Raw genomic sequence first — 19141 nt, forward strand, 5'->3', positions numbered from 1 at the left:
AGTCGGCGTCCGTTGCGTAAGCGGAGCCCGCGAGTTCGCCGCTGCGCACGGTAGGTGTCCTTCCGCCGGGGTGGCGGCGGTGATCGCGCGCTGTGGTGGTGGCGGGGTAGCGTGTCAGCAGCCAGCCGGACAGCGCTGGAAATTACCTGCCCTTTCCCACAAGATGCCTGAACATCCCCCGGGGCTCGATATGTGCAACCTCTACAACATCACCACCAGCCAGGAGGCGATCCGCCAGTGGACCCGCGCCTTGCGCGATAGTCTCGGCAATCTCGAGCCCTCCATCGACATCTACCCCAACCAGCCCGGCCCGGTGGTGCGCAATGCGCCGGACGGTGAGCGGGAACTGGCCAACCTGCTGTGGGGCATGCCGACGCCGATTGAGCGGGTGAAGGGCAAGGCCGACTACGGCACCACCAACATCCGTAACCCGCAATACGGCCACTGGCAGCAATATCTCGGCGTCGAGAACCGCTGCGTGGTGCCGCTCACCAGTTTTGCCGAGCCGAGTCCGACGCCCGGCGACAAGGATCCGGATACCGGTATCCAGAAAAACTACTGGTTCGCGCTGAACGAGGAGCGGCCGCTGTTCTTCTTCGCCGGCCTGTGGACGCGCTGGCAAGGCGTGCGCAAGGTCAAGGACGGCCCCGGCGAGTTCGAGCTCTACGGTTTTCTGACCACCAGGCCAAACGCGCTGATCGCGCCGATCCATGAGAAGGCCATGCCCGTCATCCTGACAACCCAGGAGGAAACCGAGACCTGGCTGACCGCGCCGTGGTCGGAGGCCAGGCACCTGCAGCGCACGGCACCCGACGACGCGCTGGTGATCGTCGACAAGCCGGCGACGCAGATAAAGTTTCCGCCGCAGGCGCCACAGGCGCCGGTACAGGGTTCGCTGTTCTAAAGCTTGAACTTCTGCAGCACCCAGATGTAGCCCTTCGGCGGATGGTCCTGGTCGATGAACTGGGTCTTCACCGTCGTGTTCGTTCGGCTGCACCGCTTGCACTTGAACCGGATGGTCTCCAGCGGCTTGTTCCAGCCCACCACCTTGGCCACGTCGTTCGCCCTGAAACGTCCGACATGGTAGCAGTGGCCGCACTCCACGATCAGCAGCATGTTGGCCTTCGCGGCACGTCCAACGCTGTCCATCGGCCCGGCCATGGCTCATTTCCGAGTCAAATAGTCGTCGGGAAGCGGGAGCAGGCCAAGATCCGGCATCCGGAAATCGGGCTCCTTCTCCGCTACGCTAGCCATCACCTCATGCAATTTTTCCACAAGCCCGCAAAGCTGCCAAAACAGCTCGCCATGCGCCTTCAGATGCAGCTGCGACGAAAGCACCGTCTTGCGCAGGCTGAGAGCGTCCCTGATGATCGCCTCGGCATGCCTCGTCGACAGCCTGTCAAACCGGCTTTTTCGTCTGCCCATCGCGGCTCTCCCCAGATTGTGAGCATCCGGCCCCACCTACTGACAAATAGGAAGGCATTCCTCGCGGAGTCAATTCACACTTGACATTTTTGTTCCCGTTTTGTTCAATTTGAACAGGAACTGTCGGAGGCATCGCCATGGGCCACATCGTGACGCTGGACAGCCGCCAGGAGGCCGCCCTTCAGGCAGTCACCGACAATTTCATCGCCCAGCACAAGGGCGATGCGGTGAAGGCGCTCAAGGAAATGATCGTGCTGAATGGGCATCTGCAGGAGCGGCTTGATGCCCTGTCGTCACCACGCCGAGCGACGCGCTAAGCGCCCAGAGATGAGGGCAGCAGGACGCGTGTTCAATCGTGCCGTTCGAAGGTCGGCTTAGCGCCACTTCCGGTCGTTCATGACGAATCTCCGAACCGGACGTTCGCGCTAGGCCCGGAATCGACCCCATAGCTGCCGTTCCCGCGATACAAAGAGCTGTTGCAAGCTGGCATCAGCTGGAGCCGACGCTGAGCCGAGCCGTTGCGGAACTCGTCGCGGAACCATAATCTTGGGCACTGATGTGAGCCCGTGATACTGCGCGAGGTCCCGCAATGGCTTACGAGGCCGCCAAAAGACCGTTGTTCCGAAAACTCGACAACTATCTACTGCATGTGAGCGATCTTGACGAAGCCATATCCTTTTATCGGGATCGGCTCGGCCATGCCCTCATCTGGCGGGACGCGGAAGCTGCCGGCTTCGCGTTGCCTGAAGCAGATGCAGAACTAGTAGTTCATCTTCGTATTGGTCCAGAGACTGATATTCTGGTTGATGATGTGGACGCGGCATTTCGAGAATTTTTGGCAGCGGGCGGAACGGCAGTGGAACCGCCGTTCGACATCGCGATCGGACGATGCGCCCGTGTATGTGACCCTTTCGGCAACGTGCTTGTAATATTGGATCAATCGAAGGGAACGTTCACGACGGACGCGGAGCAGAATGTTATCGGCGTAGAGCCCGCGGGTAATCCAACCTGAACGTCGACATTCCACCCGATCGCGACGTAGAACGCTCCGTTGCGGTACAATCCGAGCCGATGCGCCGGCCGGCTCGGTCGCGCCACGAGCGGACGCTTGGCGCGTATTACCCGAGCGTCTCGATTGGGCCGACAGTGGAACGGCCGCTTCCTAGATGGTAGCGCTGAAAGCCGACCTTTGTATTCAGCGTAGTGGGCCGACTGCAGGGACGGCGAACGGAGCGACGGCCCCTACTTCACCGTGATGGCAATACCGCTGAGATCGGCGTTGACTTGCAGGCCTACCTGCTTGCCTGAGAGTTCGAGTTGGGCGCCCTTGTCATTGGTCATGACGATCACCTGGGCCCCTTTGCCGAACGCGCCGCCACCGCCCGCCGCACCGTAGACCCCCGTCACATCTTGGACGCGGCGAATGTGGCGCACGGTACCATGGAAATAGGTCTTAGAAGCCCCGAAGGCGAGGCCGCCCGAGATGCCGCCGACAGAGATGGGATAGCGGCGACCATGGAAGGTCAGCGTGCCCTCGCCTCCAGAGCCACCCACAAAGAAGGCAGCCTTGTAGACTGAGAAGCGGATCGTACCGCTGTCGGCATGCGCGGAGCCGGCAAAGCTGATTCCTGCTGCAGCGACAACCGCAGCCGCGACTGAACGAAATCTGAACGAAATCTTCATGATGCGAGTCTCCTCAAGATCGAGGCTTACCCAGCCAGGAGGGCACGTCAGCGTCATGCCAAAGTCACAGCTGAACAGTCTCGCCCGTCATTAGTTCCAAGCACGCGGCCTGAATCCGGCTGCGAGAAGGCGGCCACGAAACGAGGCGGATGGCAACATAGTCTCGGTGGCAGGGCCGGTGGCAGCCAACGCTCGGCTGACTCAGGATTGCCTGCACGAGATCTAGAGCCACGAAAGCGAGGTGATGCGCAAAGCTGTAAACATTTAACAACCCACAACCTTTGACCGCGTTGCTGAGATGTGCTCGGAGGCTCGTCGCGACGCCAAGTACAGCGCGGTCAAAGGAGATGTCTGCTTCCGAAAATGGTCCCGAAAGGTCCGATCAGGGTCAAAACCGGCCGTTCACGGATATCCGACTTCTCTGCATGCCGTGGCTTGAATAAAGACAGTCCTTAACCGAGGCATTTCTTCTCGATCTCGCGAATCCGCCACGCCTCACCGTCCCGCGCCTCGACATAGCACGACCCGAGCGGCGCCTTCCCTCCGCCTTCCGGCAAGTCCAGCACGTAGTTTGCCTATGCCCGACAGGCGCTCGAGGCGCCTGCCTACTCGCACTGCCTGCGCGGGCCGCCGGAATAGGGTTGGTAGCTGTTGTCTTCCGGCCGATACGAGCGGTAGCGGCTGAAGCAATATTGCACGTGGTCGGGCGAAAGCTGGGCGGCGCCGGTTTCACCCGGCGGAACGTCGCCATCCATTGGCAACGTGTCGCTCGCCTCGACATAGCTGGCGCCATCGTAGGGAGCGGCGCGGTGATGCATTTAGAGAGTACAATAGTCCGCTTGGCCACGTCGCAAGCGAACGCTTCGTCACTGAAAGTTTGATGTCGCTTGCGCGAGGTGCATCAGGTACGGTTCTGAACAATTTGCGTACCGTGCTAAAATCCGCGGGCGACCGCCATGGGCGTCGCTACCTGCTTCCGGACTAAGGCTTGGTGGACGCACCATGTTCTCGAACACTGTCCGGAGCAGAGATGCGTGGCCGCCGACTTCGCAGGCTCAGGTTCCGGCAGGCATCCGGCGCGGCTGCCTGGCAAACGACGGCTCGCCCCCTCAATGCCTCTTGAAATACTGCACCTCGCGTTCGTGCTTCTCCGCAGCCTCGCGGCTGTCAAACGTCCCGAGATTGCGGCGCTTGCCGGTCTTTTCGTCCTTCTTGCGCGAATAGAGGCGGTATTTTCCGTCTTTGAGTTTTCTGATCATCTGTCACTCCCCGAGCCGCTGCTTCCCCTTGAGATTGCGCGCGGCTTGCTCGATCGCCGCCCGGTCGTTTCCCAGCCTGTCGATCAGCTCCTGCGCCTGTTCGCCCGATATGCCGGTGCGCACCGCCAGGGCCTCCACCGTCAAGACGTCGGAGCTCGCGACCTCGCGGGTTTCCGGCAGGGTATCGCCTGCCGTCAGCGGCAGGGCTGCCTCCCTGTCGATCTCGGCCTCGGCCCGGTGCCAGTGCCGCTCGGGATCGCCATGGATCCGGCCTTCACGTTCCCAGATCTGGTATGCGCGCTCACGAATCTTGTCTTCCCGGTCGTCGCCCATGTTGATTCCTCCTTTGGGTATCGGATGAACGCCGCGCCAACCCGAACGATCCAAGAAGTCTGCGTGATCGTTGGTCGCACAAGGCGCCATGCACTGCGGCCGCCAACCCGCCACCCGCCCTGCCCTACTCGCACTGCCGGCGCGGGCCGCCGGAATAGGGCTGATAGCTGTTGTCTTCCGGCCGATAGGAGCGGTAGCGGCTGAAGCAATATTCCACATGGTCGGGCGGAAGCTGGGCGGCATCCCAATACGATGCGCCCTCATCCGACGGAACGTCGCCATCCATTGGCCACGCGTCGGTCGCCTCGACGTAGTCGCCGCCATCGTCGGGGAGCGACGAGATGCGCTCGGCCGCGCCGGCAGCGAAATAGGGCGAGATGCAGGGACGCTGCTCTCCGCTGTAGGATGTGTAGTGGTCGTCGCTTGGCCTGTAGGAGCGGTAGCGGCTTGCGCACCATTCCACATGGGCGGCGGGCACCGCGTGCTGCTCGTCCGCTGCCGGCTGGATAGCGCCGGTAACGATGGGCGCCGAAGCTGCGGCATCGGCAGGTTTCGAGGTGCGATCAACCGGGATCTCCGGGACCTCGCGGGCGGGAAGGCGCTCAAGACCCTGCGAAGCAGGGTCCACCTTCCGCGGCTCCCTCGGCCACAGTTCGGCGACGCTGGAGGTCGGGGCGGCCTGCCGCACCGGCTCGGCGGAAAGAATCCAGACGGCGAAGGCCAGTCCGCTAGCGAAAACCGCAAGCGTCAGGGCAAAGCCGCCAAGTACCGCCGATAAAGCTTTCACCCTGCGCTCCTTTGCCCCGTCATCTCTAGAAATGCGAGGCATTGGATCCGGTTCCAACAGGCGCGGCAGCAAGAGCTTCCGGCGCTGAAAGGAAGGTCTCCATTTCTCGAAGGACCCCTCTCCGTCTCGGCTTCGCCGAGCTTCTCTCCCCGCTTCGCGGGCGAGGAACCAAGCTTTCAAGGGTCGCCGACAAGCTCCGTATAGGTCCTCAGCTCGCCATCCTGCCCGCGAATCCGCCAGGTGTCGCCGTCCTGCGCCTCGACATAGCACGGGCCGAGCGGCACCTTGCCGCCGCCGTCCGGCAGGTCCAGCACGTAGACGGGGTTGCAGATGCCCGACAGGCGCGCCCGCAAGGCGCTGACCAGCGCCCGTCCCTCGGCAATCGTGGTGCGCCGATGCGCCATGCCGCGCGCGAGGTCGCCGTGGTGCAGGTAATAGGGTTTTATGCCGAGGCGGTACATCAGCTCACGGCACAGTTCCTCCAGCACCTCGACCGTGTCGTTGACGCCTTTCAGCAGGACGCTCTGGTTGAGCAGCACGAAGCCGCCCTGCCGCAACGCGCGGCACGCGTCTTCGGTGGCCGGCGTGATCTCCCGCGCGTGATTGAAATGGGTGACGACTGTGACCATCAGCCGGCCCAGCAGCGAGCGAACCAGCCCTGACGTGACGCGCGAAGGCAGCGCTACGGGCACGCGCGTGTGGATGCGTAAGAGCCGCACATGCGCAACCGCCTCGATGCGGGCGCGGATTTCTGCCAGCGCCTTGTCCGGCAGCGACAGCGGATCGCCGCCGGTCAGGATCACCTCGCGGATTTCGGGGTGGGCCTCGATATAGGCGAAGGCCGGCTCCAGCGCCTCGCGCGAAAAACCCCGGCCGATCGAGGTCAGCGACTCCTTGCGAAAGCAGAACCGGCAATAGACCGCGCACTGGTAGGTCGCAAACAGCAGAACCCGGTCGGCATGGCGATGCGTCAATCGCGGCACCGGGCTGAAGGCGTGGTCGGCGATCGGATCGTCGAGCTCGCCTTCCTGCTCTGCCAGTTCGTCTGGGGAAGGGACGACCTGCGCCCGGATGGGATCGGCGGGGTCGCTCCAGTCGATCAGGTCGAGATAGGCTTTTGGGATGCGAACCCTGTGGCGCGTGGCCGCGGCTTGAACCGCCGCGCGCTCGGCTGGCGACAGCGGCAGGGAATCCAGATCGCGCGCCTGCCGCACGCCGGCGCGAACATCGCCCTGCCACGCGGCGTCGTGGGCGTGCTCGTCATCGGCCGCCATGCCGGCTGCATCCACGCCGGCGTCGGGGATGTCGAGGTGTGAGGTCATCGCAGGCTCCTTGAATTCGGGCTGAATACAGCATTGGAGCCAAGGCTTGAACCCTTGCTGGATGCACTCGCGAAAGACCCATACAAGGTGGCTCGGCGAAGCCGAGACGGAGAGGGAAAGCCCCGCTATAGATATGAATCCCCTTGGGCGCCAGTTCCAGAATTGCTTGCCATCGTCATCTCTTCTCTATGTAGATGTTTGAATACATTCTGCACCCGGATGCTTTATCAATATCAATATTATTATCGCCAATATAAAGAGCAACTCGAAATATACTATCGTCAACCCCATTTGCATGTAGATGATACGGTCATTATATTCTTAATAAGATACATTGACTCGTCCCCCATATGCTCAAATGAGCGCGATTTCAAATCAACCCCTGAGCCAACACATACATGCTCATTCCTAAAATTAATGCTCTTGAAATCCGCGTCTGTAACCGTAGAGCAGAATATCCCTCCTGTCGCACTCACGAAACGATCATAGGCCGCGAAAACTGTTAGCGAGATGACACTGACCCCGACTATCGTCAATGTGATTAGGCTGCGCGATGGCATAGTTTCTCCTAAGCAGCGTCCACGGGTCCGACACATCGATTTGCGTTCACAATGGAGGGCCGGCGGCGCGCAATTGTTCTGACGGTTCCATAGTCCGGCTGGCATCGAGATCGCCATTGAGGAACTGGCGTATTTCCGACGGCTGGCGATAAAAGCGCCTGAAATTCTGGTAGTTGCCGCCTGCGGGCAAGAACTTTTAACGTGTGTCCTGCCCCAGCATGCGCCTGTAAGGCATAGATGATGGGAAGGGGGCGTTCCTCAAAGCCCGCTTACCTTGGTGAGATTGACGCGGAAGCGGTCGTGCCGCCGCTGGTAGGCGTGTGTCATTTCGGCGCTGGCGTGGCCGAGCTGTTTTGCAAGTAGCGCTCGTCGACTTCTGCGAAAGAGGCGAGGCCGGCGGGCAGCGAATGTCCCGCGAAGAGATTTTCGCGCTGGCCTTCCGGTAGCTCAGCGCGGATTCTTGCAGCGAGCGCGGTCCGCTTGACCCGGACCCGGTACTCGCATGACCACAATGGTATTTGCGCTGCTAGTCATTTTGTGCCCCCAAAATTACAACGTGTATGAAAAGCTCGCTTCGCCCCGGCCGTATTTGACGTAGCCAAACTGAGCTCCTTTGCGGCCTCCACAATTTGAGGCAGCGTTGACAGGTCCAACGGGAAATCAAACCGATGAGACAGGTAAATTTCGCAGACATTACTTGTGTCATCGGCAACAAATAGATCAGTGTAAAAAATGCATTGCTTCTCGCCGCGAATATTGCATCGTATCCATTGCAATTCATCAGAAGTAACAACAAGGTATGAATTGAATATTCCGGAAGAGCTGTATTCAAGTTCCATTCGTTCAGAGTCCATAAGACGTGAAGCGAATGCAACTTTGTATACAGGACTTTCCCCAGTTTTTTCTATAAAGAAGGATCCAGTTGGGAAAGTTAGCAAGAAATCTGAGAATTCCGAATGGAGAAGCGGCAACCTTCTATGGTGAGCGACGCTCAAATACGGTGTCACACTAGAAGTACCTTCGATAGTAATCTTACAAAGAAGATCATATTTTCCGCTGGAATTAATTACCTGCATTATCCGAGACGAGCATGACGTAATATTTTCCTGATTGCCGTCAGCCAGAGCCGGACTGGCTTTCGCCTGGAGAAAAGCAAGAGAAATTAAAGGAAGGACCAGAGTCCATCTTAGCAGGCCTGTCTGACATCTCATTGCAATCAACGCCATCGTCGCTCTAATTTTAACCTTTCCGCCGCTTTAGGTAGCAATCTCCCGCTGCAGGAGATCGGTTCTTCGCGCGGCCAGCCTCGAACAACCTACGCTCGCGTGGCGGCGGCTCGAGCCGCCGCGCGCTCGGCTGGCGACAGTGGCAGGGAATCCAGGTCGCGCACCTGCCGCACGCGGCGCGAACATCGTCCTGCCAGGTGGTGTCGTAGGCGTGCTCGTCATCGGCCGTGATGCTGCTGGCGTCGGGGATGTCGAGGTGTGAGGTCATCGCAGGCTCCCTTGAACTCGGGGCTGGATACAGCATTGCAGCCGAAGTGCGAACCCTTGCCGGATGCACTCGCGAAAAGACCGCGCTCGGCGTCGAAGCTGCCAATCTCCCCCTTGTGGGGGAGATGCCCGGCAGGGCAGAGGGGGGCGCGAAGGATCGCCAACCTTGTTCGTTCTGAACGCGCAAAGGACTTCTGAGCTAATGCGCGTGAGAGCGGATTGGGATCGGTGAGAGAAGTCGGCGGGACAGCGCCCCCCTCTGTCCTGCCGGACGTTCGTCGTTCGGAAAGCCAAGCAATTGGCTTTCCGTCCGCTGCGCGGACCACTCCTCAACCCCCACGAGGGGGGAGATTGGCAGCTTTGACGCCGCGACCCTGCTGCACCCTACCCCATCAACGCCCGCCTGATTTCTCGGCGCGCCCATCCGGCTTCATGATGATCTCGCGATGCGGATACGGGATGTCTATGCCGTTTTCCCTAAAAGTGTCCCACAGCGCCAGCAGTACCCTGCCGCGCACGTTGGTCAGACCTTGCTGAGGGTCGTGGATCCAGAAGCGCAGGACGAAATTGAGCGAGGACTCGCCGAAGTCCGTGAGCCAGCAGACCGGCCGCCGGTCCGCTTCGACCCGGCCGACGCTCATGGCGGCCGCTATCGCCAGTTCACTGACCTTATGCGGGTCGGCGTCGTAAGAGACCCCGAAATTCACGTCGAGTCGCACAAGGTTGTCGCTGAACGACCAGTTGATGACCCTTTGGGTGATGAAGTCTTCGTTCGGGATCAGGAATTCGCGGCCGTCGCGCGTCACCACCGAGACAAACCGCGCCCGCAATTCGCGTACCCAGCCGAAGGTGCCTTCGAGCGAAATGGTGTCGCCCGGCTTGATCGACTTGTCGAGAAGGATAATCATGCCGGAGACGAAATTTGAAACGACCTTTTGCAGCCCGAAAGCCAGGCCGACGCCGACGGCGCCGGAGAATATCGTCAGAGCCGTCAGGTCGAGACCGACGGAAGACAGGGCGATAGCACCCGCCACCAGCACAAGGCCGATCTTTGCGACCTTGCCGACGAGGACGCGGATCGAAGGTGTCAGCTCTTCGGAGATCCGGACGCGCTCATCGATATACTTGCCGACGACCACCGCAAGCCAAACCGTGGCGATCAGCAGCAGCGCCGCTTTCAGCACGATGAGCGCCGAAAGGCGAACCGCGCCCAACGGTATTGCCAGGCTGTCCAGGAAAGCCGCGGCGTCGTCATCGATGCCCAGGATGACAAGGGCAGCATAGATCCAGGTCAGCCAGCCGAGAGCCCGCGCAACGAGGCGGTTGCGGATGATGCGCGACAGCACCGACGCGAACAGCCACGCGAGGGATAACGAGAGCGCGATATAGATGAAATGGCTCCGGCTTGGCCAGGTGATGGCGCGCATGAGAATGAGCGCGGCAAGCAGGAAGACCGTGAACAGGATCCAGTCGGTGCGCCGCAACAGGGCAACGACGACCCTCAACAGTCCGGGATGCCCCTTGATCTGGCGTGCCCGGTCCTCCACGAGCGGTTCGATGCGCTGCGCCGCGAGCTTCGCGACCAGGAAGAGCACGACGATGATGGCAGCCTGATAGAAAAACCACGGCGTCACGGCGTAGTCGAACCATCGGCTGGCCCAGGCCAGCGATTCATCGAGGGCGTTGCGAAAATCCATTCCCACACGACCGTTATGGACTGGCGAACAGCCATCCACAATGTCGCCGGCCTCGTGAAGGGTCAAGCCGGCGATCGAGACGCCTTCAGCGCCCCCGCTCTGCGCCTCAGCCACGCAGTCCCGGCGCCTCTGGCCGGTGCGCTGGACATGTCAGCCGCCGCCACGGATGCCTTCTGGCGCCAGTTCCATCACCCGGTTTAAGCGCGCGGCCGGGAAGCGGCGGCCGGAAACATCCACCGATTGGAAACAGCCGCTGGAAACCGCTAACGCACAACATTAGCTTGCTCTTATATTAGGTTGGGCGTATGTATCTAAATGGCCGGTGATCTACCCCCCAACCGGTTAGGCTCGGCGCCAGTCCCGCCCCCCTCAGGCCAACGACGCCGAGCCGCTCGGCCCCTGTTACTCTCGCGGCAGCTTAGCTCCGTAACCCAGGCGCCTCCTGCCCCGTCCTCTCGACATATTCCGTATAGCCGCCGCCATAGGTGTGGATGCCCTCGGGCGTCAGTTCCAGCACCCGATTGGAAAGCGCCGCCAGAAAATGGCAGTCGTGCGAGGGCATGTTATTTCGGTTTTTCCGCACTGACAAAGGCCAGCAGCGGCGCGATATCATGGTTGTCGGCTGCCTTGAGGGCTGCAATATAGGCCGCGCGACGCTCATTCATTTTTTGAAGATCCGAGCCGGCAGTCCAGTCAATAGGGCCGGTCCTGAAGATCTTGTCGAGCACGACATCCGCCATGATGCGCGCGTGACGCCCATTGCCATTCGGGAAAGGATGGACCCACACAAGGCGGTGATGCAGCCGCACCGCCGCCTCTACGGGCTGATAGATTCCATGCTCCGCCCAGTAGCGCGCATCGTCTATCGCACCGCGCAGCTGCATTGCGATCTGGGCTGGATCGACGCCGATATTCTTGCCTGTCTTCCTGAAGCTGCCGGCCCAACTCCAGACGTCGCCGAAGAGGCGGCGGTGAAGCTCGATCGCAAAGTCGTCGGTGAGAATATCCCTGCGCCGCATCCGAGCCAGCCAGCGCAGCCCGGATGCGATATTTGCCTGCTCGAGCTCGTCCAATTCGCCCTGATTCGTGACGTGCCTGTGTTTCAGCCCGCCGAGCTCGTTCGGATCGAGAGGCGTCGCGCCTTCGGGATAATCGAGCTTGACCGCCATGCCTGATATCATTTGTCCTGCCAGAAATCAGGCGGCATTTCGTAGATCAGCTCGCGCGTCAGGCGCGAGACTTCCTGCTCGGTCCGGCTGTCGGATACGGTCTGGTCCTCAAGCGCCATGTGCCTGCTTGCCGCGCCGACGATCGCCCTCGCCTTTTTTCGGGCCTGTGCGATGATGACATTCTCGATGTCGTCGGGTGGCTCGAAAGCATAGACGAAGCGGCAGCCCATGGCTTCGGCGGTGGCCTGCATGGACTTCAGCGTGACGCCGCCGTCGAGCTCGGCTCGTTCCGCCTGCGCGATGCGCGCGCGCGAAACCCCCATCCGCCGCGCAAGCTCCGCGCCGGACATGCCGAGCGCCTTGCGCACCGTGCGCATCCAGCCTTCCGGAGGAACATGGATAGCGCCGACCGGAATACGGTTCACCGTCGCCTGATATTGTTCACGGACAGCTTGCTTGACACCCATTGTAAACTCATATGTTGACGCAAATGGTCAGTTCGTCAATATTAACGTATACAAATCCAAATAGAATGGCAACATTTACATTGACATGAACACTGGGGCGATATGCGCGCGCCCCTACCCCCGCAGCCCAGGCGCCTCCTGCCCCGTCCTCTCGACATACTCCGTATAGCCGCCGCCATAGGTGTGGATGCCCTCGGGCGTCAGTTCCAGCACGCGGTTCGACAGCGCGGCGAGAAAGTGGCGGTCGTGCGAGACGAACAGCATGGTGCCCTCATATTGCGAGAGCGCTGTGATCAGCATTTCCTTGGTGGCGATGTCGAGGTGGTTGGTCGGCTCGTCCAGCACCAGAAGGTTGGGCGGGTCGAACAGCATCAGCGCCATCACCAGCCGCGCCTTCTCGCCGCCCGACAGCACCCGGCATTTCTTCTCGATCTCGTCGCCGGAAAAACCGAAGCAGCCGGCAAGCGCCCTGAGCGGCGCCTGGCCTGCCTGCGGAAAGGCGTCCTCCAGCGTCTGGAACACGGTGCGCTCACCCTCCAGCACTTCCATCGCGTGCTGGGCGAAATAGCCCATCCTGACGCTCGGCCCGCGCGCCACTGTGCCGTTGTCCGGCTCAGAAGCGCCGGCGACCAGCTTCAGCAGCGTCGACTTGCCGGCGCCGTTGATGCCCATCACGCACCAGCGCTCGCGGCGGCGCACCTGGAAATCCAGCCCCTCATAGATCGAGCGGCTGCCATAGCCCTTGTGGACGTTCTTCAGCGTCACCACGTCCTCGCCGCAGCGCGGCGCCGGCTGGAAGTCGAATGACACTTTCTGGCGGCGCTTGGGCGGCTCGACGCGGTCGATCTTCTCCAGCTTCTTCACCCGGCTCTGCACCTGGGCTGCATGCGAAGCGCGCGCCTTGAAGCGCTCGATGAAGGCGATCTCCTTGGCCAGCATCGCCTGCTGGCGCTCGAACTGCGCCTGCTGCTGCCGGTCGGCGATCGCCCGCTGCTGCTGGTAGAATTCATAGTTGCCGGAGTAAGCGGTCAGCGAGCCGCCATCGATCTCGACCACCTTGTTGACGATGCGGTTCATGAACTCGCGGTCGTGCGAGGTCATCAGCAGCGCGCCGTCATAGTTCTTCAGGAACTGCTCCAGCCAGATCAGGCTTTCCAGGTCGAGATGGTTGCTCGGCTCGTCGAGCAGCATGGCGTCGGGCCGCATCAGCAGGATTCTCGCCAGCGCCACGCGCATCTTCCAGCCGCCGGAAAGTTTTCCGACGTCGCCGTCCATCATCTCCTGGCTGAAGCCGAGGCCGTCCAGCACCTCGCGGGCGCGGCCATCCAGCGCATAGCCGTCGAGCTCCTCGAACCGCGCCTGCAGGTCGCCGTAGCGGGCGATGATCGCCTCCATCTCATCGCCGCGATCGGGATCGCCCATGACGGCTTCGAGATCGCGCATCTCGGCCGCCACTTCGCTCACCGGCCCGGCGCCGTCCATCACTTCGGCAACCGCGCTGCGGCCCGCCATGTCGCCGACATCCTGGCTGAAATAGCCGATGGTGACGCCGCGATCGACGGATACCTGGCCCTCGTCGGGCTGCTCCTCGCCGTTGATCATGCGAAACAGCGTCGTCTTGCCGGCGCCGTTGGGGCCGACCAGCCCGACCTTCTCGCCCTTCTGCAAGGAGGCGGAGGCCTCGATGAAGACGATCTGGCGGCCGTTCTGCTTGCTGATGCTTTCCAGTCGAATCATACTTTTCACGCGTGCCCAAGGGATTTTCCCCGCGCCAATACGCGATAGGCCGCGCCTGCGGAAGCCCGCAACGTATGAAGGCTGCGTGCCAAATTGTCCGAACCGGGCTGATATATATGGTTGGCTGACCCTGCGGGACGTCCAATGGACATTCCGGAACCGTCCGGTCTCGAACTGATGACCTTCGGTTCGGGTCACAGCTAGAGCGGATGCGTTCAAACTAAAACTGGCATCCCGCTCTATCTGTTTGTTTTAGCCGCATTTCTACGGCGCCAAGTGATTCCACTTGGCTGCAAAACGCGCTAGCCGGACACCAGCTCCATGGTCGAGCCAGGCAATACTCTCACAGGCAATACTCTCAGGGGGGTCAGCTCCTGCGGCTTCCGCGCCGGGCCTATAGGCCGCCCAGAGGAGATAGACAAAATACCCAACCTGCAAAACGATCAAGGCAATGATCATCCCGCCGGTCGCCTTCCAGATTGAACCCGTTGCCCAATAAGTCGAAATCGCCACGACAGACGACATGGTGAGGATGCCCACCAGGAACCGCAGGAGTTTCATGAATTCCCAAAGCCGTCCCGGAACTTACAACAGTCGAGACGCCTTCTCCCTACCCCAACACTCGTTACCCAATAACCCGAAACCAGCATCTCATTATTTTAGGGGTGGCGCAAGTACCATGTCGAGTAACGGCTGCGCCGGTACAACTTTTGGTTTACGAATTACTTGGCTCCTGGTCCGGAAGGACCCGCTGGGCGTTCCGTTTCGAGGTTTGAACTGAATTGGCGGAACCTTGGATACCGCCGGCAGTTTAAAAAAATAGCCTCAAACACCGAAAGGAGGATGAGATGAAGACGCTTACCGCTATTTTGCTCGCCACCTCTATGATCGGCCTGAGCGCCGGCACGGCAAGCGCCACCTGCCATGAGACGACCGCATCGATCGAAGCTCAATCAGGCGTCACAAAAGACGCAACGCGTGCGCCCCTCGAAACCGATGCGAATGCCGGCAACAGGGTAGAGGGCGGCCCGGCCAACAAGACCGGCAACACCATGCCGCTTGCCAACCAGGAAGCCGGTGGCGATAAAAACCTTGCCACCTCGCAGCAGGATGTCGAGGCGCAGCAGGAGGGCGAGAAGACAGCGGCGGCCAAGGCCGACCCCTGCAAGCCGGACTGACGCGGAAAAGCCTGCAGCACAACGCCGCACTGAATGCCGCCGATGGCGCCGAGATCAAGGCGGGCGAGTTGATAACTCTATTCAAGCCCGCCGCTTTGCTGTGCTTGGCGATGTAGGCTGCTGTCCAGCGAGCGTGGCGCCGTTTCTGCCCGATCTATCTGCGCAGCGAGCGCCGGAATTGCTCGTCGAGCCGCTGGAACTCGGCAAACAGCCTATCGCAAGCCCGGCGACCTGCTTCGCAGCGCATAGTTCGTTCTTGGTGCCAGCTGCCTTGCCAATCCCTGCTGACGCGTCTGCACGTTATGGCGGGGTAGGCCTGCTCGCTGGGCCTTGTGAAACTCCATTGCGTCAGCTCGTCAGCAGAAACGAACAGTTCGAAGCGGGATGAAACAGGAACCCGCCGCAGCGCTGGAGATGCCTTCACTTGCCTGATCAAATCCAGTGCGTCAGCACCGTGGAAACCGCACATCGTTGACGGCCCTTGTCCGTCGCGGTGAATGTCTTCGGCCAAGTTCTGAGCGTGCGAGTTGGCGTAGGTTGCGAGCATAATCGCGCCAATTACAAGAGATCTTCTCATCCGAGCTTTCCTATCGCCTGCTGTCTTCCGTCAGCATCCGTACTTGCAGCAGTCCCCTCACCCAATCCCGCCGGTCACCGCGTAGGCGCCGGCGGCGCTCCCGTCCGCTAGCCGCACGACAGCAGTGACGATCGAGCCGTACGCGCCGCGCCAGACGCTGTGAATTCTCTCATGCTCTTTGGCCGGCACAACCGCACGCCCGGTGAATCGCGCGCCGGTCCGCAGCACGCGAATGGGTTCGCCGTTGACATGGACTTTCACGCTGATCTCGGTTCCGGCCTCGCCATGCACGTCAAGCGTGATGGTGATCTCGTCCTGATCATCCGCACGGCGCGTCTCGGCGGCAAGCGCGACGGTGAGCGGCAGCGGCTCGCCGGGCCGGCGGGCGGAAGGCCGGGCGAAAAAAACATCGTCGGGAAGTTCCGGGGTGCGCGGCGGCCGGGTGCGGCGCTGGCCAAAACGCTCGAAGTCGCCGGCCAGCCGAAGCAGCCGGGTGTCGTCATATGCCTTGCCGGCGAAGCTGAGACCGACCGGCATACCGATATCGGCCATCGTGCCCATCGGCACGGTGACAGTCGGAATACCGAGATGGCGCCACACCAGATTGCCGTTGGCGACGCAGGTGCCGTTGCGCCAGGCCAGCGCTGCGGACGCCTCGTTGATATCCGCGTCGGCCGGCCCGACATCAGCGACGGCCGGGAACACCACCGCATCCAACCCTTGCGCGTTCAGCCAGTCTTCGAAGTCGATCCGCCGCATCGCCTCCAGGCCTTTCAGGCCAGCCTCCAAGCCGGGGATATCAGTGAAGGGTGTCACACCGCGCTTGGCCCGCTCGACATATTCCGCCAGATCAAAACTGTCGCCATAGCGGTCCGGCAACGCGCCCAACGGCTGTGGAAAGATTTTTGGGCCGTCGACCGAGGACAGATCGGGGATCGCGGGGTCGGCATTGGCGCGCAGGAAATCGTCCCAGGCGAAGACGCACAGGTCCCATATCTCGCGCTCGGCGAATTCTTCAGGAACCAGCCGGCGATCGACCATGTTTTTTGTGCCCGGCCGGTCGCGCTCGTAGTTGGAGACGACGGGGAAATCGACCTCGACCACATCAGCGCCGAGCCGTCGCAAATCCGCTGCCGCCTGCTGCCATAGGTCGAGCACCGAGGCGCGGGTCTGGATCGGCACGTCAGCCTCCATATCGCGGCCGATATACATGCGGGGCGCGCCGAGCCGCATGCCTTGCAGCGCTCCCTCCACTCTGAGCCCGGCGTAGCGCGGCGGCCGCACGGCCGAGCTTTTTGGCAGCGCCACCCAGGGCTGCGCGCGCCAGAAATCGCCTCTTGTGTCGGGGTCGTCGGCGACAATCACGTCGAGCAGTTCGAGCATGTCGGCCACGCTGCGCGTATGCGGCACCACCACATCCATCGTCGGCACCAGCGGCCAGTTGCCGCGCACCGAAATAACGCCGCGCGACGGCGTGTAGGCGACCAGCGCATTGTTCGACGCCGGCGCCCGGCCGGACGACCATGTCTCCTCGCCGAGCCCGAAGGCGGCGAAACTGGCGGCGGTCGCTGTGCCGGAACCATTCGATGACCCCGACGCGAAGGCGGCGGTCAGGTATTCGGCATTGTAGGGGCTTTCCGCCCTTCCGTAGACGCCGCGCTGCATGCCGCCATTGGCCATCGGCGGCATGTTGGTCAGCCCGATCAGCACCGCGCCGCCGGCCCGCAGCCGCCCGATGGTGAAGGCGTCCTCGTTGGCGACGAGATGCTCGAAGGCAGGCGAGCCGGCGGCGACCGTCAAGCCTGCTACCTTGTAGCTGTCCTTGGCGGTGTAGGGGATGCCGTCCAGCGGCCCGAGCGTCGCACCACTCCGGCGGCGCCGGTCGGACGCGGCGGCCTCCTCGAACATTTTCGGATTGAGCACCGGAACGGCGTTGAGGGCGATGCCATGCCGGTCATATCTGGCGATCCTGCGCAGGCAGGCACCGACCAGCTCGACGCTGGTGACGGTGCCGTCATCGAGCGCCCGCCGCAGGTGTGCGATGGACGCCTCGACGATGTGGAGATTGGTCACTTTGGGAAACCAAACGTGATCTTCGCCTACAATGTCTTGGTGTCCAACAGACCGTCTTCCTTCATCATATCCAGATAGATCTGGACTGCGGGATGGCCATGGGACGAAGCCTTGAGCAGCCATTTGGCGGCTTCCTTGTAGTCCGGTTGTCCATCGATACCGCGATAATACAGCATCCCAAGACTGGCTTCGGCATCGACATTTCCCGTTTTCGCGGCGGCCAGCCACCAGAACTCGGCGGACTTGTCGTCTCTGGCGATGCCTTCACCGTTGGCATAGGCGTACGCCACATGGAGCTGGGCCTGGGTATCTCCCTGCTTTGCGGCCTTGAGCCACCACGAAACCGCGTCCGCCTTGCTTTTGCTAACACCAGCGCCTTTCGAATAGGCGCCCCCCAAGTTCAGTTGCGAACTGACGTCTCCTTGATTGGCCGCCTTGAGCCACCAAGACGCCGCGTCCGCATCGCTTTGGGTAACACCGTTGCCGATTGAATATGCATAGCCAAGCGCGGCTTGTGCCTGGGCGTTGGCCTGTTCGGACGCTTTGCGCCACCAGACCGCAGCCAGACCATGATCATGTTGTACCCCCCAACCCTGTGAATAGGCTTGGCCAACAGCGAATTGAGCGTTGGGATATCCCTGATCGGCCGCCTTCCTGAACCAGGCAAATGCCTGTGCGTCATCCTTGCCCACGCCTTTTCCCAACGCATATGCAGTTCCAACGGCATATTGTGCATCGGCGAGGCCACTGGCCGCGGCTTTCATCCACCATTCGAACGCCCTGCGGTCATCCTTCGCCACCGCCCGGCCTTCCGAATAGTGAACTCCAAGGATGTATTGACCATTTGCGTGCCCATAGTCCGCAGCCTTCCGCGCCCACATAAAGGCCAACTGATCGTGCTTTCCGACACCTCTGCCATAATAGTAAGCTTGGCTGAGGCCGGACGCACCGTTTAGGTTTCCTGCCTCGGCGGTCTTGCGCCAAAAGCTCACTGCCCGCGCGTCATTCTGAGCAACGCCTTGGCCTAACCAATACATCAACCCAATATTGTTCTGCGCATCGGGGTTGCCGGCGTCGGCCACTATCTTCCACTGGCGGAATGCCTCGGCGTAGTCCTTGGCGAGGAATGCCGCTTGCGCCTTCTGGATGGCCGACCACTGAACGAAATAATTGCGAGCTGGCCAAAACAGCACGACAGCAGCCAACACAAGCAAGACGATGGGAAAGATTCTTCTGCGATGTGGCACGGGCAAAATGGACACAGTTCTGTTCGCCTCAAGCGGCCAGTCTTCACTGCTCACGTTCGCCAATCCATTTATCGATAGCGGTAATCATTAGCGCACGCCGCCTCTTCCCGAAATATCCGCACCTTGAAAATCTA

20 protein-coding genes and 2 pseudogenes are annotated in these 19141 nt (G+C 61.3%); 4 read left to right on the forward strand and 18 right to left on the reverse strand.

The genetic code is table 11. The features are described 5' to 3' along the window. The first annotated feature begins 190 nt into the window (after positions 1-190). Positions 191-904 (forward strand): SOS response-associated peptidase, encoded by a 714-nt coding sequence (locus AC0L14_RS20740; protein ID WP_473527832.1) that lies wholly within the window; start codon positions 191-193, stop codon positions 902-904. Here AC0L14_RS20740 and AC0L14_RS20745 read toward each other — a convergent pair. Both AC0L14_RS20745 and AC0L14_RS20750 read right to left on the reverse strand, forming a co-directional pair. Continuing rightward, positions 901-1161, reverse strand: a complete 261-nt coding sequence (locus tag AC0L14_RS20745) for a hypothetical protein (protein ID WP_292210749.1) — start codon at positions 1159-1161, stop codon at positions 901-903. The genes AC0L14_RS20740 and AC0L14_RS20745 overlap by 4 nt on opposite strands. A 3-nt stretch (positions 1162-1164) precedes the next feature. Then, positions 1165-1425 (reverse strand): hypothetical protein, encoded by a 261-nt coding sequence (locus tag AC0L14_RS20750; RefSeq protein ID WP_473750578.1) that lies wholly within the window; start codon positions 1423-1425, stop codon positions 1165-1167. 137 nt (positions 1426-1562) lie between these two features. Here AC0L14_RS20750 and AC0L14_RS20755 point away from each other — a divergent pair, with 137 nt between their 5' ends. Continuing rightward, positions 1563-1742: a hypothetical protein gene (locus AC0L14_RS20755; protein ID WP_473750579.1), complete on the forward strand. Its 180-nt coding sequence runs from the start codon at positions 1563-1565 to the stop codon at positions 1740-1742. Positions 1743-2014: 272 nt separating this feature from the next. Then, positions 2015-2437, forward strand: a complete 423-nt coding sequence (locus tag AC0L14_RS20760; RefSeq protein ID WP_473486091.1) for a VOC family protein — start codon at positions 2015-2017, stop codon at positions 2435-2437. A gap of 230 nt (positions 2438-2667) precedes the next feature. Here AC0L14_RS20760 and AC0L14_RS20765 read toward each other — a convergent pair whose 3' ends face one another. From AC0L14_RS20765 to AC0L14_RS20830, 14 genes and pseudogenes are all read right to left on the reverse strand, one after another. Then, the gene (locus AC0L14_RS20765) at positions 2668-3108 is read right to left on the reverse strand and encodes a hypothetical protein (RefSeq protein WP_473527837.1); all 441 of its coding nucleotides are present in this window, start codon (positions 3106-3108) and stop codon (positions 2668-2670) included. Positions 3109-3713: 605 nt separating this feature from the next. Then, positions 3714-3815 (reverse strand): annotated as a pseudogene (locus tag AC0L14_RS20770) (BA14K family protein); the annotation flags it as partial. 402 nt (positions 3816-4217) lie between these two features. Beyond that, positions 4218-4367, reverse strand: coding sequence for a hypothetical protein (locus AC0L14_RS20775; protein WP_127204769.1), 150 nt, complete (start codon positions 4365-4367; stop codon positions 4218-4220). Positions 4368-4370: 3 nt separating this feature from the next. After that, positions 4371-4700 carry a DUF2934 domain-containing protein gene (locus AC0L14_RS20780; protein ID WP_473750581.1) on the reverse strand — a complete coding sequence of 110 codons (330 nt, stop codon included), beginning with the start codon at positions 4698-4700 and terminating at the stop codon, positions 4371-4373. Between the two features lie 124 nt (positions 4701-4824). After that, entirely contained in the window at positions 4825-5487 is a 663-nt protein-coding gene (locus tag AC0L14_RS20785) for a BA14K family protein (RefSeq protein ID WP_473750582.1), read from the reverse strand. Positions 5488-5663: 176 nt separating this feature from the next. Continuing rightward, a complete protein-coding gene (locus AC0L14_RS20790; protein ID WP_473750629.1) occupies positions 5664-6761 on the reverse strand; it encodes a KamA family radical SAM protein in 1098 nt (365 codons plus the stop codon). 866 nt (positions 6762-7627) lie between these two features. Next, a pseudogene (locus AC0L14_RS20795) lies at positions 7628-7854 on the reverse strand (integrase); the annotation flags it as partial. A gap of 45 nt (positions 7855-7899) precedes the next feature. Continuing rightward, entirely contained in the window at positions 7900-8595 is a 696-nt protein-coding gene (locus tag AC0L14_RS20800; protein WP_473750583.1) for a hypothetical protein, read from the reverse strand. Positions 8596-9254: 659 nt separating this feature from the next. Beyond that, positions 9255-10559 carry a mechanosensitive ion channel family protein gene (locus AC0L14_RS20805; protein ID WP_473750630.1) on the reverse strand — a complete coding sequence of 435 codons (1305 nt, stop codon included), beginning with the start codon at positions 10557-10559 and terminating at the stop codon, positions 9255-9257. A 418-nt stretch (positions 10560-10977) separates the two neighbouring features. Beyond that, on the reverse strand, positions 10978-11121 hold the full coding sequence (locus AC0L14_RS20810) for a hypothetical protein (RefSeq protein WP_473750633.1): 144 nt from the start codon (positions 11119-11121) through the stop codon (positions 10978-10980). Between the two features lies 1 nt (position 11122). Beyond that, positions 11123-11728, reverse strand: coding sequence for a mobile mystery protein B (locus tag AC0L14_RS20815; RefSeq protein ID WP_473750584.1), 606 nt, complete (start codon positions 11726-11728; stop codon positions 11123-11125). A gap of 8 nt (positions 11729-11736) precedes the next feature. Further along, complete coding sequence (locus AC0L14_RS20820) at positions 11737-12195, reverse strand: mobile mystery protein A (protein WP_192360993.1); 459 nt, start codon at positions 12193-12195, stop codon at positions 11737-11739. A gap of 114 nt (positions 12196-12309) precedes the next feature. Next, on the reverse strand, positions 12310-13932 hold the full coding sequence (locus tag AC0L14_RS20825) for an ABC-F family ATP-binding cassette domain-containing protein (RefSeq protein WP_473750585.1): 1623 nt from the start codon (positions 13930-13932) through the stop codon (positions 12310-12312). Between the two features lie 264 nt (positions 13933-14196). Further along, positions 14197-14493, reverse strand: a complete 297-nt coding sequence (locus AC0L14_RS20830) for a hypothetical protein (protein ID WP_473750586.1) — start codon at positions 14491-14493, stop codon at positions 14197-14199. Between the two features lie 287 nt (positions 14494-14780). Between AC0L14_RS20830 and AC0L14_RS20835 the strand changes: the two genes are divergently transcribed. After that, a complete protein-coding gene (locus tag AC0L14_RS20835) occupies positions 14781-15110 on the forward strand; it encodes a hypothetical protein (protein ID WP_473750587.1) in 330 nt (109 codons plus the stop codon). Positions 15111-15744: 634 nt separating this feature from the next. Here the strand turns inward: AC0L14_RS20835 and AC0L14_RS20840 are convergent. Together AC0L14_RS20840 and AC0L14_RS20845 are read right to left on the reverse strand one after the other, a co-directional pair. Then, positions 15745-17760 carry an amidase gene (locus AC0L14_RS20840; RefSeq protein WP_473750588.1) on the reverse strand — a complete coding sequence of 672 codons (2016 nt, stop codon included), beginning with the start codon at positions 17758-17760 and terminating at the stop codon, positions 15745-15747. Between the two features lie 26 nt (positions 17761-17786). Next, the gene (locus AC0L14_RS20845; RefSeq protein ID WP_473750589.1) at positions 17787-19061 is read right to left on the reverse strand and encodes a tetratricopeptide repeat protein; all 1275 of its coding nucleotides are present in this window, start codon (positions 19059-19061) and stop codon (positions 17787-17789) included. Positions 19062-19141 lie beyond the last annotated feature (80 nt).

It is taken from the genome of Mesorhizobium sp. WSM4841 (assembly GCF_055811515.1).

Bases quoted from the DNA above. Each gene is read 5' to 3' on its own strand.
- AC0L14_RS20760 (WP_473486091.1), top strand. From the start codon at position 2,015: ATGGCTTACGAGGCCGCCAAAAGACCGTTGTTCCGAAAACTCGACAAC.
- AC0L14_RS20805 (WP_473750630.1), bottom strand. From the start codon at position 10,559: ATGGATTTTCGCAACGCCCTCGATGAATCGCTGGCCTGGGCCAGCCGA.
- AC0L14_RS20745 (WP_292210749.1), bottom strand. From the start codon at position 1,161: ATGGCCGGGCCGATGGACAGCGTTGGACGTGCCGCGAAGGCCAACATG.
- AC0L14_RS20820 (WP_192360993.1), bottom strand. From the start codon at position 12,195: ATGGGTGTCAAGCAAGCTGTCCGTGAACAATATCAGGCGACGGTGAAC.
- AC0L14_RS20835 (WP_473750587.1), top strand. From the start codon at position 14,781: ATGAAGACGCTTACCGCTATTTTGCTCGCCACCTCTATGATCGGCCTG.
- AC0L14_RS20780 (WP_473750581.1), bottom strand. From the start codon at position 4,700: ATGGGCGACGACCGGGAAGACAAGATTCGTGAGCGCGCATACCAGATC.
- AC0L14_RS20800 (WP_473750583.1), bottom strand. From the start codon at position 8,595: ATGGCGTTGATTGCAATGAGATGTCAGACAGGCCTGCTAAGATGGACT.
- AC0L14_RS20750 (WP_473750578.1), bottom strand. From the start codon at position 1,425: ATGGGCAGACGAAAAAGCCGGTTTGACAGGCTGTCGACGAGGCATGCC.
- AC0L14_RS20765 (WP_473527837.1), bottom strand. From the start codon at position 3,108: ATGAAGATTTCGTTCAGATTTCGTTCAGTCGCGGCTGCGGTTGTCGCT.
- AC0L14_RS20755 (WP_473750579.1), top strand. From the start codon at position 1,563: ATGGGCCACATCGTGACGCTGGACAGCCGCCAGGAGGCCGCCCTTCAG.
- AC0L14_RS20825 (WP_473750585.1), bottom strand. From the start codon at position 13,932: ATGATTCGACTGGAAAGCATCAGCAAGCAGAACGGCCGCCAGATCGTC.
- AC0L14_RS20815 (WP_473750584.1), bottom strand. From the start codon at position 11,728: ATGGCGGTCAAGCTCGATTATCCCGAAGGCGCGACGCCTCTCGATCCG.
- AC0L14_RS20810 (WP_473750633.1), bottom strand. From the start codon at position 11,121: ATGCCCTCGCACGACTGCCATTTTCTGGCGGCGCTTTCCAATCGGGTG.
- AC0L14_RS20740 (WP_473527832.1), top strand. From the start codon at position 191: ATGTGCAACCTCTACAACATCACCACCAGCCAGGAGGCGATCCGCCAG.
- AC0L14_RS20775 (WP_127204769.1), bottom strand. From the start codon at position 4,367: ATGATCAGAAAACTCAAAGACGGAAAATACCGCCTCTATTCGCGCAAG.
- AC0L14_RS20790 (WP_473750629.1), bottom strand. From the start codon at position 6,761: ATGGCGGCCGATGACGAGCACGCCCACGACGCCGCGTGGCAGGGCGAT.
- AC0L14_RS20830 (WP_473750586.1), bottom strand. From the start codon at position 14,493: ATGAAACTCCTGCGGTTCCTGGTGGGCATCCTCACCATGTCGTCTGTC.